Source organism: Bacteroides sp. L10-4 (assembly GCF_013373675.1).
Taxonomy (GTDB): Bacteria; Bacteroidota; Bacteroidia; order Bacteroidales; family Bacteroidaceae; genus Bacteroides; species Bacteroides muris.
Genome location: NZ_JABXJH010000024.1, coordinates 42375 through 59906, shown reverse-complemented (window position 1 = coordinate 59906; position 17532 = coordinate 42375). Strand labels below are relative to the sequence as shown.

General features: G+C 45.3%; 13 protein-coding genes and 1 other RNA gene. 10 read left to right on the top strand and 4 right to left on the bottom strand.

Annotation, left to right across the window (positions count from 1 at the left end; all coding sequences use genetic code 11):
• Positions 1–159: 159 nt before the first annotated feature.
• The 4 genes from HU824_RS09635 to HU824_RS09620 form a co-directional block, all read right to left on the bottom strand.
• Positions 160–726: a hypothetical protein gene (locus tag HU824_RS09635; protein ID WP_246866998.1), complete on the bottom strand. Its 567-nt coding sequence runs from the start codon at positions 724–726 to the stop codon at positions 160–162.
• 158 nt (positions 727–884) lie between these two features.
• Complete coding sequence (locus HU824_RS09630) at positions 885–1277, bottom strand: hypothetical protein (RefSeq protein ID WP_176468725.1); 393 nt, start codon at positions 1275–1277, stop codon at positions 885–887.
• Positions 1278–1294: 17 nt separating this feature from the next.
• A complete protein-coding gene (locus HU824_RS09625) occupies positions 1295–1918 on the bottom strand; it encodes a hypothetical protein (RefSeq protein WP_176468724.1) in 624 nt (207 codons plus the stop codon).
• Positions 1919–1937: 19 nt separating this feature from the next.
• Positions 1938–2633 (bottom strand): PEGA domain-containing protein, encoded by a 696-nt coding sequence (locus HU824_RS09620; protein WP_176468723.1) that lies wholly within the window; start codon positions 2631–2633, stop codon positions 1938–1940.
• Between the two features lie 1049 nt (positions 2634–3682).
• Here HU824_RS09620 and ssrA point away from each other — a divergent pair.
• From ssrA to HU824_RS09570, 10 genes are all read left to right on the top strand, one after another.
• Positions 3683–4081: a transfer-messenger RNA gene (gene ssrA / locus HU824_RS09615) on the top strand.
• Between the two features lie 505 nt (positions 4082–4586).
• Positions 4587–5807, top strand: coding sequence for a site-specific integrase (locus tag HU824_RS09610; RefSeq protein WP_123612530.1), 1221 nt, complete (start codon positions 4587–4589; stop codon positions 5805–5807).
• Between the two features lie 174 nt (positions 5808–5981).
• Positions 5982–6341, top strand: a complete 360-nt coding sequence (locus HU824_RS09605) for a hypothetical protein (protein WP_148463865.1) — start codon at positions 5982–5984, stop codon at positions 6339–6341.
• Complete coding sequence (locus HU824_RS09600) at positions 6338–6631, top strand: helix-turn-helix domain-containing protein (protein WP_121697890.1); 294 nt, start codon at positions 6338–6340, stop codon at positions 6629–6631. The genes HU824_RS09605 and HU824_RS09600 overlap by 4 nt, the downstream gene beginning before the upstream one ends.
• Positions 6632–6717: 86 nt before the next feature.
• Complete coding sequence (locus HU824_RS09595) at positions 6718–8142, top strand: DUF4099 domain-containing protein (RefSeq protein ID WP_176468722.1); 1425 nt, start codon at positions 6718–6720, stop codon at positions 8140–8142.
• 155 nt (positions 8143–8297) lie between these two features.
• Positions 8298–9365, top strand: coding sequence for a hypothetical protein (locus tag HU824_RS09590; RefSeq protein ID WP_176468721.1), 1068 nt, complete (start codon positions 8298–8300; stop codon positions 9363–9365).
• A 194-nt stretch (positions 9366–9559) separates the two neighbouring features.
• Positions 9560–10006: a DUF1896 family protein gene (locus HU824_RS09585; RefSeq protein ID WP_160247929.1), complete on the top strand. Its 447-nt coding sequence runs from the start codon at positions 9560–9562 to the stop codon at positions 10004–10006.
• The gene (locus HU824_RS09580) at positions 9996–15737 is read left to right on the top strand and encodes a helicase-related protein (protein WP_176468720.1); all 5742 of its coding nucleotides are present in this window, start codon (positions 9996–9998) and stop codon (positions 15735–15737) included. The genes HU824_RS09585 and HU824_RS09580 overlap by 11 nt, the downstream gene beginning before the upstream one ends.
• A 197-nt stretch (positions 15738–15934) precedes the next feature.
• The gene (locus HU824_RS09575; RefSeq protein ID WP_148463875.1) at positions 15935–16321 is read left to right on the top strand and encodes a BlaI/MecI/CopY family transcriptional regulator; all 387 of its coding nucleotides are present in this window, start codon (positions 15935–15937) and stop codon (positions 16319–16321) included.
• Positions 16318–17526, top strand: coding sequence for a M56 family metallopeptidase (locus HU824_RS09570; protein ID WP_160247677.1), 1209 nt, complete (start codon positions 16318–16320; stop codon positions 17524–17526). Before HU824_RS09575 ends, HU824_RS09570 begins: the two co-directional genes overlap by 4 nt.
• Positions 17527–17532 lie beyond the last annotated feature (6 nt).

Genomic DNA, 17532 nt, shown 5'->3' with positions numbered 1-17532 from the left:
GGCATAGAGTTGAGTATTATTTTGTTTGACCACTTTAAAGATACTCATTTTCTGCGATATACAGAAAACTCTATGCCTTCTTTTATACCCTCTTATAAACTTTCATGCTGACTTGCGAAACTTAAATAATATATCTTTCATTATTCAGGATTTATATCTTTAGAACAGTAAAGACTTTATCTGTTCTAATTTGTGGGGATATTCGGCATAATAGGCTCCTTGCTCGGTTGCCATCTTATTGGGACTTGGTTCTATCCCTACACGGTTCAAGTCCAGCCTGTCCGCATCAAAACAGGTATCGATGGTCGGCTCTCCCGTCTTGTGTTCGGTTGTATGCAGTTCACATGCTTTTTCTAATAATGAGAATTCATTGTCGGATAATTCTTTCAGTAACGTCCTTCTAATGGAGTGAAGCATCTTTGCAGCCCTGATTCCATGTTCAAAATCCCATCCGTCATCCAATCGGCATTTGTCGTGCAGATAGGCGAATAGGCGAACGACTGTTATATTAATATCTTTACGGATACAGAACGTTCCATTTAGTTTTTCCAAACTCAATATGATTCCGTTACGCTCTACCCTTTGCCAATGCGACAGCCCATGAATCTCTCCGAGTTTCCAGTCTGATGAAGCAAACCGTTTTACAATATTTATATTCAAGTCGGGCAGTTCCACAGCGGGAGTGAGTGCCGTTGTCGGGGCTTTTCTTTGGAAGAATTTCATCATGCTTGGATTGAAATATGATTGTTATCTGCCGTAAAATTAGCAATAATTCTGTTATCAAAGGGTGTGATTGTATAATTGTTTATCGTTTTTATTGTACGGCTAAAATAAAGTCGTAACAGAGTATCACTCCATTACGACTTTTCACGATTTCTTCTATTCTACTGTTTTACTAAAGTCATAGTAAATTCATAATCATCATCCCATTTCCCATCATAATCATGCCAAGTATATTTATAAGTAGCTTGATTTTTAGAAATAACTATTGTACCTTCAATATAATCATCCTGATTCAGTATGATTTTTAGGTTGCTACCGTTCAGAGTATAAGAACAATTAGATGAAGATTCTTCTCCGTGATACCAAATTAAGCCGCCATTACTTTTGAAAGTGAAAGAGCCTGAACGCATATCTTCATCAAAGCTTGAAGTATATTTCCAAGTACCCTCAATTGTAGCGTTTGTTTCTTCATCATCATCATCACTACAAGCTACGAAGTTCACACACATAATTACGGCTATCAAAGCCATTCCGATAAGTCTTAATGTTTTCATTTTCTGCTAAATTACTATTACTGTATTATTTCTAAATTATCAAAATCAATAGTCTGTTGTCCTAAGACATAGAAGCCTATTCCCGTTGACTCTAATGGTAAGTATCTTGCTTCAAGAGCTTTCATATCATTTATGAAGAACTCTAATTTCTGGAAAGTACTTTTGATTTTGAGATTTAATTCTGCTTTCTTTTGTGATTTCAACTTAATATTAGCTCTTATTCGACCAATCAGTTTATAATCATTGTAACGTGCTAAAGTAGCTTGTCCTTCTGTTATCATGAATGCCATAAAGTTCCCTTCATCAATATAGTTTAGAATCATGCCGAAGGTATTATTATCATTTATTTTCTTTACATGGGCATCGCATTTGATTTCAAAATCTTTCTTAAAATCTAATGGAGCATAGCAGTGGGTTTCTATGTAAGAAGGCTCACCCTGAGTGCCCGTTAATGCTCCAAATAAAGAATTGCCACTTTTTTTACCCTCAATATGCATTTTTCCATCAACAATTACAGCATCTCCATCTTTACCTGAGATTTCCGTCCAACCTAATTTGTTAGAATCGAAAGTGTCTTTAAACTGTGCATTTGCGACAAAAGGTAGCATTAATACCACTACTGCTAACAATAATTTTCTCATAATTTTAAAATTTTAGATGTTACAATTTACCTAACCGAGCTTGAAATTCGCTTATCATCGGTTCAAACTCTTTAATCACTCTGTTTATTTCACGATAAGATTCTTCTTGATTGGCTCCAATCATAGGAGCAGCTTCTGATGAGACTTTTATTTGAAAAGTTAAATCACCACCTAAATTGCTTTCTTTAACTGAAACTCGCGTACGGACTATCTTTTCTATTTCTGGAAAACTTTTATATTGCCAAGGAGTCTGTATGAAACCTGAAGCCATATCTGTTGTTTGGATTTCATCAAAGTAGTTAAGAATGACTTGATGAATCATTTTCCAGGCTAATTCAGAGTTTCGTTTTCCGTTTTCATCTGTACTGTACAAATCTTTATTAACTTGTACTGCAAAATATTTATTGACTAATCCACTGGAAACAGTCACGTCATAGAAGGCATCCCTACGCAATGTATATGAAATAGCCTTTCGTTTATCTGTTGCATAAATTTTGGTTTCTAATGTAACGTAGCCTTCCTGCTCGCATTTCACAACTATAAATCCATCTTTTTTCTTTACATTAGCAGTCGTTACTCCGTCACCCACATAGTTCCCGTCAATGTAAATTTTAGCTGTAGAAGGTGTGACGGTGATTTTCACATCCTTAGCCTCCGTCACTCCAATAGAGAGAAGCAGTAAGGAGAACAAACTAAAGAGCAATTTTTGTCTCATATTTAATCAAAGTACCCTGACTGCCCACAAGGTCATTAGCTGTTTATAATCAGGCGCAAGAGCAGTACCAAGATGGTTTGCACCTTTTCTGCAATAAAGTATGTGCTAACCGTTCCCTGAGGAAGCATGGGCTGAATAAAGAACATATAAAAAGAGGCGTGGGAACATTGAATACTACCTTATTTGAGGCTCTCGACTGCCCTTGATTGAGTAATAAACAATGCCCACGCCAAACGATATATAGACTGCCTCTGATAAGAGGTAGGTATATAACATCAGCGTGAGCGTCTCTGTCTATTATCTTCAATCAATGAAACTGTCGAGATTTCAAATAAGAGATAATATCTTAAACGCTCTTTTACTATAAATATGTCTGCTTCCCGAACTCAGAAAGCACCGCAAAGGTATAGAAAAGGTGTTGGAACTCAAAAGAAAATACCTTGAATTTTACGAGAGTAGGTTGTAGAGCATATTTTAGGGAATATATGAATCCCCAAAGCAATCTCTTGGTATCTGTACGAGTAGCGAGCCTACAGAAGCCGAATAGGGGCGATTTCCGAACAGTTTTCAGCATTGACTATAAATGGTTACAGAGAAACAGAACTGCCTAAATCGGGCGAGAGTCAAGGGGTGGGAGAGGTTTCTTATGGCTGATTTGGAGTGAGGATGTTACGAAATCCATAGAGGCAATTAGAGGCGATTTCCGAGCTGTTTATTGGGGCGATGAAACTTTCTCAAGGCTGCTGTTTTTTTGCTACAAGGGCAAAGAAATATAGCTTGGTGATTGGGTATGCTTTATTAATAATATGCAAATCTGTGCTGTTGCCGGATGTGGTATATCTGAGGGTATGATATATATTCATATCTCAGGTAAACTGTATCAGCTAATATTTGCAAATATATTATTGTTGGTAACAAAAGAATATGTATCTTTGCATCAAAGAAAGCAGCGATAAGGTGTTTATTAATGTACCTTTTGTTACTGGTTTGTTACCAAAGACTTCTAACAATGCTGTAATCTTTTAAATTTCAGACCGTTATAAAGTCATGGGGTTGACTGGATTTGACAGCGGGCAGAAATGGTAGGTAAGCATGCAGTGCGTCGTTGATTTGCACTTTAATCTCAGTCCTCAAAATTTTATCTGGCGAAACTCGTTACGCTCTCGCTGCTTAATCGAAGTATAGTAGATTGAAGCTTAATCTCGGCACCAGGTGCTGGGACGTGACATCACTCGGAAGCTGTTGCTCCGAAGCATTCCGATAAAGTGGTGCAGTCAAATCGGGGATAGTTCGTGCCAGCCTCGTGGCGCGGATGAAACTTTAGAGGATAAGGCAACGGTTGATGGCTTTGGTTCTGCCGCTGCACGAAAATTTAGGCAAAGATAAGCATGTAGAAAGCTTATGATTTCCTCGTTTGGACGAGGGTTCGATTCCCTCCAGCTCCACTTGCTACTACGGACACTCTGTAGACTAAATCAGACAAACCGCAGACTATCAATTAGTTCTGCGGTTTTTTCGTGTCTAATCCTTTCGATTCAGGACCGAAATCAGACCAAGAAAAGACCGTTACAGACATAGTTTCGTTACTAACTCGTTACTAAAATTTTGGAAAATGAAATAGTAACGATTTAGTAACGATTACCACGATAAGATTTTAATATACACATAGTTACAAAGACGCAACTTAGTCGTAAGTCGGAAAATATCGGACATCAAACAGGTCTAATCCAACACTAAATCCGACTATAACTGCTACTATTTCAATCGAGTATTGCTGCCACCTATCAGACAAGATTGGCTTGCACCAATAAATATCGTTGTGAATCAACGAATTATCTTGTCCGATATACGTCTTTTTGTTTCTGAAAAGCGACCAATCCCACTAATTGTTTAACTCGTTTTCATATCGAAGCCGGTCAACGGCAAAGATTGATAACACAACTCTTAGAAAGGATGAAAAAGAACACATTCAAAGTCTTGTTCTACATCCGTGGTAATCAAATCAACAAGGAGGGCAAGGCTCCCATCATGATACGAATTACCATTGACGGAGAGGTAGAACAGCTCAACTCGAAGCTCACCATCGAGCCTCAGCTATGGGATGTCGCAGCATCCAAAGCAAAGGGTCGGTCAGCCAAAATACTTGAACTTAACAGTCGCCTGAATGACATTCAAGTGATAATGAAAGATCACTACTATGATATTCAGCGTCGTCATGGCTATGTTACCGCAGAGATGGTGAAAAACGCCTATATGGGTATTACAGCCCGCGAAGAATCATTGCTGAAACTTTACGAACAGCATCTTGAAGACACCAAAAAACTTGTGGGATTAAGCAAGGCGGATCCCACCTATCAGAAATACGAGCGTATGTACCGCCGTGTGGTGGAGTTCATGAAGATGAAATACAACATCACGGATATTCCGCTCCGCGAGATTAAGCTCTCCTTCATCACCGATCTGGAATTTTTCCTGCGCACGGAATACAAGTACAGCCAAAACACCACCTACAAGTGTATGAAATTCTTTAAGCAGGTAATCAACAAGGCTATCCGGGCAGGACTGATTTTTGTAGATCCCTTCAACGGCTACAAAATCTCAACAGAGCGTGTTGACCGAGGTTTTCTCACCGAAGACGAACTTGAGAAAATGATGTCAAAGAATTTCGCGTCCGCACGGCTCAATCAGGTACGCGACATCTTCATCTTCGCCTGCTTCACCGGATTGGCATATATCGACCTCGCCCACCTTCGTGTTGACAACATTCAAAAGATGTTTGACGGTCGCTGGTGGATAGTGACCCACCGACAAAAGACCAATACAAAGGTGATGGTGCCACTGCTGCCGCCTGCGATGAAGATACTCAAAAAGTATGAGGGAGAGTTTACCGATGGGAAACTGCTACCTATCATCACTAACCAGAAGCTCAACTGCTATCTGAAGGAGATTGCCGATATATGCGGCATCAACAAGAACATAACTTTCCATCTGGCAAGGCACACATTCGCAACGACCATGACACTCGGTAAGGGTGTGCCAATCGAATCTGTGTCGAAGATGCTGGGCCATACCAACATTCAGACGACACAAATCTACGCCAGAATCACAAACGACAAAATCAGTAAGGATATGGAGATTTTATCTCACAATCTCGGAGTTTTAGATTTTAATTGATATACAGGCTAACTATCTGACAAAGTGCTGGCTATATATCAATGGCCGGCACTTTGTGTCTTTTTGAAAATGTTAACGCAGGTTAAAGTCGTGGAATGTTCCATGGAACGTCCCGAATGAGCCTTTGCACGATTGCCGAACTTTGCAAGCGTAACACTAAATCCAAAAATGATTATGGAAATAACTCTTGAAACGCTTCACGATAATCAAGAAGCTCTCCGGGAACTTGTTTCTTCGGTTCTCACCCTTCTTAATAAAGAGAAAGGGAAAACAGGTCGGCAGAAAGAAGAAAAGGACAATCAGCCGACCATGCCACCAATCCCCAATTCGGTAGCGGCAGCATTGCTCCGGATTTCAACGCGCCAATTACAGCGCATAAGAAAGCAGTACAATCTTAAATGGCTCAAACGCGGACGCGAGGTGCTATACTTTCTTGGCCCACTTATCGAAGCCATCAACGTGTATCATCTTCCGTGGGATCCTGACGTGTTTGATAAAATCCGAACAAACTACAAAAACCGTCCGCGCTTATGAATGCCTACGAACTGAAACAGGTGTCGGCGATGATAAAGAGCCTTGAAAACACCTTTATGGAGCGTCTTCGCCAAATGGAGCGGTCATATCTTGATGCTCTGAAAGGCTTCGGAATCATTGACGATGAGAAGATGTGGACTGAAAAGCAGGTTTGCGAAAAGTACGGCATCGACCGCAAGACTATGTATAATTACCGCAAAATGGAACTGATTCCATTCACCCGTAAGGGAGAGCGCGGCAAAATCTATTATCTGCCCGCAGATGTAAGGGCTTTCTTTGCTGACCTGTAACCCGCATAAAATACGCACAACACACATACACCAAAATAACCGCACCGCTTGTCGGTGCAAAGTCAAACAACAAAATTTTTATTTCTATGGAACAAGACCAGACCCAAGAAAAAGATCAGGTGCTGATTGCCCGTGACAACGAAAGCGGGAAAATCGGCGCAGTGACCGGCATGAACGATGACGGCACACCCAAGATGTCCGATGTAAAATCGGCCAAGCTCTCCGACCTTGTGAAATTCAACATCCGGCAGAATCCGCTGGAAGCCTTTATGTCGAATTTCCTGCGTCAGTGCAAGAATCCCTCGATGTTCAGCTTTTTCAAGGTTGCCGCCGACAACTACGAAAAAGAGGCGCCAGTAATGGGCGAAATGCTCAAAGACCCCGAAACGCACAAGTCGATGCTTGAAGACCGCGAGGTAAAGCCGTCCGATGAAATCAGCGAAACACAGAAGAACAAGCCCGTTGACGAAAGCAAGATTGACTGGGCGGAGCTGAAAGAACGCTGGGGCGTTGACAAAGAACAGCTTGAAAAGTCGGGCGACCTGCGCGAAATGCTGTTCAACCGCAAATCAGCGCTTGTCACCATCACCACCGATGTTGGCGGCAAGGTTCAGCAGGTGGACGCCCGCCTGTCATTCCAGACCGATGAGCAGGGCAAAGTCAACCTCGTGCCCCACCTTATCCGTAAGTATCCCAATCTCAACGAGGAATACAACGGATACAAGTTCACCGACGAGGATAAGGAGAACCTGCGCACGACAGGCAACCTCGGAAAAGTCGTTGACCTTGTGGACAAATCCACCGGAGAGGTTATCCCGTCATATGTCAGCATCGACCGCTACACCCATGAAATGTATCATTTTCCTGCCTCGACGCTTGAAATCAATGATACCATCGGAAAAACGAAACTCTCCAATCAGGAGATAGAATTTCTGAAAACCGGAATGGCTATCCCCAACAAGGAGATTATCGGCAAGAACGGCAAGACCTACCATGCCACTCTCCAAGTGAGCGCAGAACGCCGCGGCGTGGAGTTTGTGCCCAAGCAGCGCACACAGAAGACCACGCAGAAAAATGAGAACAAGCAGGAGCAGAAGGCCGGTGATGGCGAAAAAACCGAAAAACGCTCCACATGGATTACCAAAGACGGCGGCATAAAGCGGCTGAAACAGTGGAACAAGATTCCGCTTACCGAACAGCAGCAGAATGACTACGTTTCAGGCAATGTCGCCAAGCTCGACCAGATGGTTGACGACAAGGGAAAGCCCTGCACCGTGTATCTCTATTTCAACAAAGAGAAGCAGCGACCCGAAACATCGTTTGACGATCCCCGCCTCGCAACCAAAATCACACCGTCAAACGAAAGCAAGACACAGCTTGCTGTCAATAATGACGGTAAGACGCAGGAAGCGACAAAATGCGTGAAAGAACCGCTCGACAAGGGTCAGACGGAACCCAAGAACGATGAGCAACAGAAACAGCAGCGTAAGCCTAAAGGCCCGAAGCTGTAATTCCGCCCCACACCACTGAATCCACGTTGAAACAGACTGCGGTTTTCTGAACCGTATCCCTCCCGGTAAAGACGCAAGGAGGTCCGGAACTCCCTGCGCCTTACCTCACCACTGAATCCATCCAAGAATTACAAACCACCAAATTCATGTCAAATATGAAAACTGAAAAGATAATCACCATAGTCGCCGACAGCCATCTTATGGCAGACAACATCGCAAGAGCAATCGGCGCAACACCCGCAGGAGAATACCACTATGCAAAGGAAGGCTATGCCGTCACATGGACGAACGGCAGCATCGTCGAGGCAAGCTACAACCCCAAGCAGCCCTTCATTCTCTCCGACACCATGACACCCCAGCAGGTGTACGCCCACAATTTCGATTTCGCCGTGCGCGACTACGACAAGGTTGTGGGTTACGACAAGAAAGCGGAAGACCTCGCCCGGCTCGACGCTATAAAGGCGCTGTTCAAAAACAGCAGCCTTGTAATCAACGCCACTATGCCGACGCCTTACTGCGACCTCGTTTTCTGGAACCTCTACTGGTATCTCGCCGTGCCGGTCAAGACCTGCCGTGCGTGGCTCCCAGTGCTGACTAACCGCGCCATCCGCGGGGCAATCTACAATCCCCGCATCGACGATGAACGCTACAAGCAATACATCAGCAAAGTCATCTACGACAAATTCCTTGAAGAAGATGAGATCTGGCGTGAAGCCGAGGCCGAGGAGCAGGCACAACAGGCTCTAAAAGCGACCGAAGGCAAAGAGGACGACGAAGAAAAGCCGGTAATCTATAACGGTCAGGAGGTCAAGTTGGTCGATTACCCTGTGTTACCCAGTTTTCTCTCGCTGCTCGTCACCGCATCCGCCGAGTTCGGTTATAACCACGACGAAACAGCCGATGCCGTGCTGCGCCTCTACCTGAAGAAACTGATTTCGTTCCCGTCCGATATTCAGAGCGGCGTACCTTACAGCGTATGGCGCAACATGAAACGCAATATGCGTATGCTACGTTACAACTCACGCTGGGGCGAACAGGCGAAAGCCCTCAAAAAGCTCAGCCGACACTGCGTAATCAAAGGTGTGCCCGAGGGTGCGTATGAAACATACGGCATAGTTACCACCGGGCTGCACCCCACTGACCTCACAGGAAAAGAGCGCATAATCTACGACCATATTGTGAAACAGGTCATCGACGCCTTTACCCCATTTGAGGGTGAATGACAGGAAAAAGCCGGATACCGATACCTCCCGTTTGCGAAAAAATTCGTAACTTCGCCACTGATTCATCGTCATAAATTGTTTTCAAATCATTTTTGACATGGATTTAGTGGTTGGACATCGGGAGGGATCCCGGTGTCCTTTTTCTTGCCTATTCCGAAAAACACCATTACAGACCCACTAAATCCATACATATTATGAAACCCAACGATGAATATTCGGAGTTGAACTATTATATAGTCTATCTCCAAGCACATCTTTCCGCCCATTATTTCCCGCAGAGCGTTGACCGCAGGTTTATCGCAGAACGGGCCGACAACGCACTCGACACTTATGTTACACTGTTCCTTCAGGGCAAGCCACAGCATATAGCCCATGAGCTTGCCATGCGCGAACTGCTTAAAGGTTTGTATGTATCGCGCTACGACGTGGTGCATACAATCATCGAGGAAGACTGTTGGCTCCGTATCCCGTCCGATGAAATGGAGGTAAAGGCGTTGTATATGCTTACCAAGCCGGTAATCCATTCCATTCTCGACCGCCACGAGGTGAACGGGGATTTTCTCACAAGAGAGGATTACCCGCCATTGCGCTATGAACTGCTTGCCGCCATAAACGAAATACTGGACGGCGATGAGTTATAACCGCAAGGAGAAACTGCGCGGCAACATCGAGGCGATACGCACGGCGTTTCAGCTTGATGTTGAGCGTAGGCCGCCTACCGACGCCGAGTGGGAACGGCTGTCAAAATATGCCGGATTCGGTGGCTTGAAATGTATATTGCAGGACGCCAACGAAATTTCCGACGCCGCAAAATGGAATAAGAGCGACCTTGAACTGTTCGCTCCCACCGTGGAGTTGCGGCAGCTTATCCACGATTTTTCAAAGGACGACAGGGAGTTTGCCCGCTATATGGATTCCTTGAAATCGTCGGTGCTGTCGGCGTTCTACACGCCGAAGCCTGTGGTTGAAGCCATATCGCAGAGCCTCCAGTTTGCCGGAGTGTCGCCCAAGCGATTTCTTGACCCCAGTGCAGGGTCGGGAGCGTTTGTCGATGCCTTCACATGGGTTGACCCGCACGCGGAGATAACAGCGTTTGAGAAAGACCTGCTGACAGGCAAAATATTGTCGAAACTCTATCCGGACTGCCATGTGAACATAGAGGGATTTGAAAAACTCGACAAATCACAGAACGGGTATTTCGATGTCGTTTCGTCAAACATCCCGTTTGGAGATTTTGCGGTATCAGATCCGGTATATGCGACAAGCAGAATAGGCGTTTACCGTCAGTCGGTGAAAATGATACACAATTATTTCTTCCTGAAAGGGCTGGAAGCGGCCCGTGACGGCGGCATTGTGGCGTTCATAACCTCGCAGGGGCTTATGAACGGCAACAACGCATTGCTCCGTGGCGCACTTGTTAACCAAGCCGATTTACTCTGCGCACTGCGTCTGCCCAACAACACATTCACCGATTCTGCCAATACCGAGGTGGGCAGCGATGTCATTGTGTTGCAGAAAAATACCGGAAAGAAAGGATTGAGCAAGTTGGAAGAAGCCTTTGTTGTCGCTGAAAAAGATGCGAGTACGGGTGTCAGCACCAACCGCTATTTCATCGACAATCCCCAGCATATCATCTGCACTGATTCCAAGCTCGACACCGACCCTTACGGAAAGCCGGCTTATGTCTATAAACATGGCGGTGGCGTAGATGGCATAGGTGACGATATGCGCAGTGCATTGGAAATGGCGTTTTCGCTCAACCTGAACATAGAGTTGTATCAGGGCAAACAGCAGACCATACATATTATAAATGATGTGACGGTTGAAAAGAAACCGGAACAGGAGCCATTGCCGCCTGAACAGCCGCAGATTGAAGATGTGGAGGCGGAGGAAATCCGGTCCGACACACCGCAGCCCTCGTCCATAAGTGACCCCGCCGAAATAGAAACCTACCAAGCCCCGACGCCGGATTATACACATAATCCCAACCCGAAAGTGATGATGTATAATCTTTTCGGTGAATTGGTGGAGATACCCGGTGCGAAGAAACGCCACAATCAACGGCAAAAAGCACAAGGGCAGAAGCCAAAAGCGGCGTCACATCCAAATCAGCCCCAATCTCCGGCCAAAAAGGGAACGATGTTGGAAACAACTGTTTCCGGCAGCAGCAACCGTAAACTCACCGACGAGGAACTGAAATTCTACGGCTCGTTGAATTGGGAGGATAACCAGCCCATCAACGGTTTTTATGAAACCATGATGTCTATCGCCCAGCGACAGCTTGAAGAAAAGAGGTTGCAGGAAGAAGCGGATAAAGCCGCGCAGCAGGCAAATTCCGATGCTCCCTATATCGAAATGACCGAAGGCGATTTCATTCCGGGTGTGCATACCGGTGTGCGGAAAACCACCGTTATCCCGCTTGAAGAAATTGAGCCGGAACCGGATCTTTCGCCGCGCCCCTTCTCCGAGGACTTGCAGACCTACCATAAGGAAGGTGCTATGGTGTGCGACAAGGGGCAGGTAGGTTTTCTTTCCGATGTCAATAAGAATGGAGCGACATTCACGCCGCTCCAGCTAAAACCGGAACAGATGAAACGTGCGTTGCTCTACATTACCCTGTCCGACACATACCAGCAGCTATATGACTACGAGGCGAAGACGCATGAGCCGAGTGAACATCTGCGCGAATACCTCAATCAGTATTATGACGAGTATGTTAAGCGTTACGGCTACCTCAATGAGAAGGCGAATGTGAAATTTATCCGCATGGACGCAAACGGCTGTGACGCACTCGCATTGGAGCGCGGTGAAAACGGAATGTTTGTCAAAGCGGATATTTTCGACCACCCGGTATCTTTCTCTATTGACGAGCTTACCTCGGTGGATTCCCCCATAGAGGCGTTATCTGCATCGCTCAACAAGTTCGGGGCCGTTGACCTCGGCTACATGAGCCGCCTTGTGGATATGACGGGAGATGAACTGGTTGATAACCTGAAAGGACGTATATTCTATAATCCGCTTGTCAACAATTATGAAATCTCCGACAAGTTCATAGCCGGAAACGTGATAGCCAAAGCGGAACAGATCGAGCGGTGGATAGCCGACCATGAGGCCGACGACACCCGCATAAATGAATCTCTTGCCGCACTCAAGGAGGCATATCCCGAACCGATACGCTTTGAGCAGCTTGATTTCAACTTCGGCGAGCGCTGGATACCGACGGGTATATATGCAAAGTACATGAGCTATCTTTATGAAACCGACATCAAGATAGCCTACTCACCGTCGCTTGATGAGTATTCCGTAACCAATGCGTCATACACCACCAAGATTACCGATGAGTTCAAGGTAAGGGGCCAATACCGCACATACGACGGTATGCACCTGTTGAAACACGCCTTGCAGAACACCGTGCCGGATATTACAAAGTCAATCGGCAAAGACGACAAGGGCAACGACATCAAGGTGCCCGATGCCGAGGCTATCCAGCTTGCCCATACCAAGATTGATGAGATACGCAACGGTTTTACCGAGTGGCTTGAACAGCAGACGGACGATTTCAAGGATAAACTTGTGGCATTGTATAACCGCAAGTTCAACTGTTTCGTGCGCCCGCACTACGACGGCTCACATCAGACGTTTCCTGACCTCAACATGAAAATGTTGGGAGAACAGTTCGGTATCAGCTCAATATATCAGTCGCAGAAAGACTGTGTATGGATGCTGAAACAGAACGGCGGAGGGATATGCGACCACGAGGTGGGTACGGGTAAAACGCTGATTATGTGTATAACAGCACATGAAATGAAACGTCTTGGCATGGCAAACAAACCGATGATTATCGGCATGAAAGCCAATGTTGCGGAAATTGCCCAGACTTATCAGGCAGCCTATCCCAATGCCCGCATACTTTATGCCGATGAAAAGTCATTCTCTATGGAGAACCGTCAGCGTTTCTTCCGCAGTATCCAGAACAATGACTATGACTGCGTGATAATGTCGCACGATCAGTTTGGCAAAATACCGCAGTCAGAGGAATTGCAGGAGCGTATATTGCAGGAGGAACTTGACACCGTGGAAGAAAACCTTGAAGTCGTGCGTCAGCAAGGAAAGGATATATCGGTGGGTATGCTGAAAGGTCTGGAAGCAAGAAAGAAAAATCTTGAATCAAGGCTGGAAACAGTGCGCTACCGTCTTGAAAGGCAGCGTGATGATGTGGTCGATTTCAAAAGCATGGGCATCGACCATATACTGGTTGATGAAAGCCACCGTTTCAAAAACCTCACGTTCAATACCCGTCACAACCGCGTAGCGGGATTGGGCAACTCCGAGGGCAGCAACCGTGCGCTTAATCTGCTGTTCGCAATCCGAACCATTCAGGAGCGTACAGGCAAAGACCTCGGCGCCACATTCCTTTCCGGAACCACAATCTCCAACTCGCTGACGGAGTTGTATCTGCTGTTCAAATACCTGCGCCCCAAAGCGCTTGAAATGCAGGATATAAGGTGTTTCGACGCATGGGCGGCGATTTTCGCCAAGAAAACCACCGACTTTGAATTTTCCGTGACAAACAACATCATTCAGAAGGAGCGTTTCCGCTATTTCATCAAGGTGCCCGAACTTGCGGCGTTCTACAATGAGATAACGGATTACCGAACCGCCGCCGATGTCGGTGTTGACCGCCCGGAAAAACAGGAGATACTGCGCAAGATACCGCCTACACCCAATCAGGAGGATTTTATTCCCAAACTGATGGCGTTTGCCAAAGACGGCGATGCCACGATACTCGGTCGTGAACCGCTGTCGGAAACGGAGGAAAAGGCGAAGATGCTGATTGCCACTGACTATGCCCGCAAAATGGCGATGGATATGCGACTTATAGACCCCGCCTATGGCGACGACCCCGGCAACAAGGCGTCGGAATGTGCAAAATGGATAGCCGACTACTATCGCCGCTTTGAGCAATACCAAGCCACGCAGTTTGTGTTCAGCGATTTAAGTACATTCCAGCCGGGGCAATGGAACGTCTATGCCGAAATCAAACGCAAGTTGATTGAGGATTACGGTATTCCGGCACATGAAATACGTTTCATTCAGGAAACGAAGACGCAGAAGGCGAAGAAAGCGGTGATTGACGCGATGCGCGAGGGTAATATCCGAGTGCTGTTCGGCTCCACTGAAATGCTCGGCACGGGTGTCAACGCCCAGAAACGTGCCATTGCAGTGCATCATCTTGATTGCCCGTGGCGACCGTCTGACCTCGACCAGCGCGAGGGCCGCGCAGTCCGCACAGGCAATATCGTTGCCAAATTCCACAACGCCAACCGTGTAGATGTCAATATATACGCTGTTGAGCGCACGTTGGACGCCTACAAGTTCAATCTTCTCCAATGGAAGCAGACTTTTATTTCCCAGCTAAAAAAGGGAGCGTTGGGAGCGCGAACCATTGACGAGGGTGCGATGGACGAAAAGACTGGCATGAGCTATTCCGAATACTCCGCCATTCTTTCGGGCAACACGGATCTTCTTGAAAAAGCCAAACTTGAAAAGAAGATTGCGGCGCTTGAAAGTGAACGGCGCTCGTTCAACAAAGGCAAAGGCGATACCAATTTCAAACTGCGCTCCATCACCGATGAGATTGAGAAAACCGAAATCATCATCGGCAAGATGGAGGCAGACCTCGCGCGGTATATGGCTGCTGTCAGGAAGGACAGTGACGGAAATCCGGTCAATGCCCTGACGCTTGACAAATGCGATGCTGCCGACGAAGAAGGAATGGGCAAGCATCTCCAAAACCTTGCAAGAACCGTCAATACCCACGGCGAATATGTGCGTGTCGGTGAAATCTACGGCTTTCCGATTTGCATAACATCGGAAAAGGCGGTTGTTGACGGCGTGGAATCCGTACAGAACCGTTTTGTTGTGGAGGGCAATTATAAATATAAGTACAACAACGGCTTTATAGCTATGGCCGACACCCATGCCGCCTGTACCAACTTTATAAAAGCCCTCGAACATCTGCCCGAAATAATCAAGCAACACCAAGAGCGCAACGAGAAGGCGAAGAAAGATGTTCCGGCGCTGCAAGCCATTGTTGCGAAGACATGGAGCAAGGAAGATGAGTTGAAAGCCCTAAAAGCGCAGCTCCTCGAACTTGAACACAAAATCGCCGCCGACCTCGCCCCGAAGCACGAGCAGCCAAAGCAAGCGGAAGATGTTGAGCAAGACACACCGCAACATCAGCCCGTAACAGTCGTAGAACCACCCGGCCAAGCGACCGACGACAAAAAGTCAATGGTGGCAGAGCCGACAACTCCCTATCGGAGTATTGATTATTTCACCAGAATCACACCTCGTTCAATCGGATTATGATTATAAATGGCAACGAATGATTTTTATTTCATTGGTTGCCATTTTTTATTTATAGATATTATACGCTTGAACATTAGTTATTTACGATATTATATCAATGTTTTGCAGTTAATTTTTTCACACATAATTTAATTTTTTACTTGTGTAGCTAAAAAATTAGCTGTATATTTGCAGCGTAACTCCAAACTAATATTGTTATGAAGAAACTTTCCGAACGTGAAGAAGAAATCATGAGCATTCTTTGGAATGATGGTAATCCACTATTTATCCGCGAGATAATAGACAGGATGGCTTCTGATGGGCAAAACCGTCCAAACTTCAGCACAATCGCCACTTTTGTGAGGGGCTTGGAAACTAAAGGATGGTTGGCACATGAGATGATAGGAAACTGCAATCGCTATTATCCAGTAAAGAGCCTTGCAGAATACCGAGCAAATTCTCTTAAGAGCATGGTAAGCCGCTTTTTTGGCGGTTCATACCTAAACCTTGTTTCTACTCTTATCGGCAACGAAAAAATTTCCTCTGATGATATGGAAAAAATCTTGGGGGAAATAGAAAGACAACGAAAGGAGGATGAATCATGATGCAGTATTTAGTTAATTATTCTTTGAATGCCGGATTGATTATCATGATATTATGGGCTGGTTATCAATTCGCGCTCTCTCGCAATACTAATTTCAAGACAAGCCGTGCAGCTCTACTTTCTATTTATCTCCTTGCTGCGCTTCTCCCATTTATGCCCATAATTTCGTTTATTCCTTCCGAGATAGCCTTGGTTGGGGGAAATGTTGAAGTGGGTAAAATCGAGGCTTCCAATAACCCAACAGTAAGCGGTATTCAATTCAATCGTATTATTGGGTTGATTTATGCTGCTGGATGTCTTGTCGTTACATTTTTTCTACTTATCGGTTGGTATAAAATAATCCGCATTATCACAAATGCCAATAAAGAAGAAAGAATCGGCTATACTTTGGCAATCAGTCCACTCTCCTCGACTGCTCCATTTAATTGTTGGAGATATATTGTTGTCAATGAGAAAGACGCATACAATGAAACAATCCTTGCACATGAATCAAAACATGTATTTTACGGTCATACTTTTGATTTGATATTAGGTCAATTTGTACTTGTATTACAGTGGTGGAATCCCGCAGCTTGGTTGATGTTCCGCAGCTTACGCACACTACATGAATACCAAGCAGATGAAGGCGTCCTGAGAGAAGGATATTCCCGGTGTGAATATGAATTACTGATGCTTAATAGAGCCATTGAAAAGCAGAACTTCTTTTTGGCTAATACATTTAGCTCCGGAAGTCTCAATGCTCGTATCACGATGATGGGCAAGCGTAGAAAACAGTCATCGAAATTAAGTTATCTGGTACTTATTCCTGTGATTTTATTGGCTGCCTTATTTCCAAAAATCCCGTTTGCCCAGACCCCAATAGAACCTACTCAAAATTTAGTTTTTGTGGAGGGTTCTGAAACGATGCCTGAATACCCCGGTGGGGAACAAGCAATGATGAGTGCTATTCTTTGGGAGGTGAAATATCCGCATGATCTACTCGAAAAGGGAGCCAGTGGTGTGGCACGTATTGGTTTTACTGTAAGTACTGACGGCTCTATGTCTGATTTCAAAGTAGTAAAATCATCGGGGTTTGATGAACTTGACAGTGAAGCTATCCGAGCTATCCAAAGTTCTCTGAAAGAATCTTGGATTTCCGGCACTGTTGATGGGAAAGCCGTAGCGAGTGCCGTTTCAATTCCTGTAACATTCTACATCGCACAATAAAACTCT

What these genes read in the sequence shown, in the direction of transcription:
- HU824_RS09635 (WP_246866998.1), bottom strand. Translation starts at nt 726, where the DNA reads ATGATGAAATTCTTCCAAAGAAAAGCCCCGACAACGGCACTCACTCCC.
- HU824_RS09630 (WP_176468725.1), bottom strand. Translation starts at nt 1,277, where the DNA reads ATGAAAACATTAAGACTTATCGGAATGGCTTTGATAGCCGTAATTATG.
- HU824_RS09625 (WP_176468724.1), bottom strand. Translation starts at nt 1,918, where the DNA reads ATGAGAAAATTATTGTTAGCAGTAGTGGTATTAATGCTACCTTTTGTC.
- HU824_RS09620 (WP_176468723.1), bottom strand. Translation starts at nt 2,633, where the DNA reads ATGAGACAAAAATTGCTCTTTAGTTTGTTCTCCTTACTGCTTCTCTCT.
- HU824_RS09610 (WP_123612530.1), top strand. Translation starts at nt 4,587, where the DNA reads ATGAAAAAGAACACATTCAAAGTCTTGTTCTACATCCGTGGTAATCAA.
- HU824_RS09605 (WP_148463865.1), top strand. Translation starts at nt 5,982, where the DNA reads ATGGAAATAACTCTTGAAACGCTTCACGATAATCAAGAAGCTCTCCGG.
- HU824_RS09600 (WP_121697890.1), top strand. Translation starts at nt 6,338, where the DNA reads ATGAATGCCTACGAACTGAAACAGGTGTCGGCGATGATAAAGAGCCTT.
- HU824_RS09595 (WP_176468722.1), top strand. Translation starts at nt 6,718, where the DNA reads ATGGAACAAGACCAGACCCAAGAAAAAGATCAGGTGCTGATTGCCCGT.
- HU824_RS09590 (WP_176468721.1), top strand. Translation starts at nt 8,298, where the DNA reads ATGAAAACTGAAAAGATAATCACCATAGTCGCCGACAGCCATCTTATG.
- HU824_RS09585 (WP_160247929.1), top strand. Translation starts at nt 9,560, where the DNA reads ATGAAACCCAACGATGAATATTCGGAGTTGAACTATTATATAGTCTAT.
- HU824_RS09580 (WP_176468720.1), top strand. Translation starts at nt 9,996, where the DNA reads ATGAGTTATAACCGCAAGGAGAAACTGCGCGGCAACATCGAGGCGATA.
- HU824_RS09575 (WP_148463875.1), top strand. Translation starts at nt 15,935, where the DNA reads ATGAAGAAACTTTCCGAACGTGAAGAAGAAATCATGAGCATTCTTTGG.
- HU824_RS09570 (WP_160247677.1), top strand. Translation starts at nt 16,318, where the DNA reads ATGATGCAGTATTTAGTTAATTATTCTTTGAATGCCGGATTGATTATC.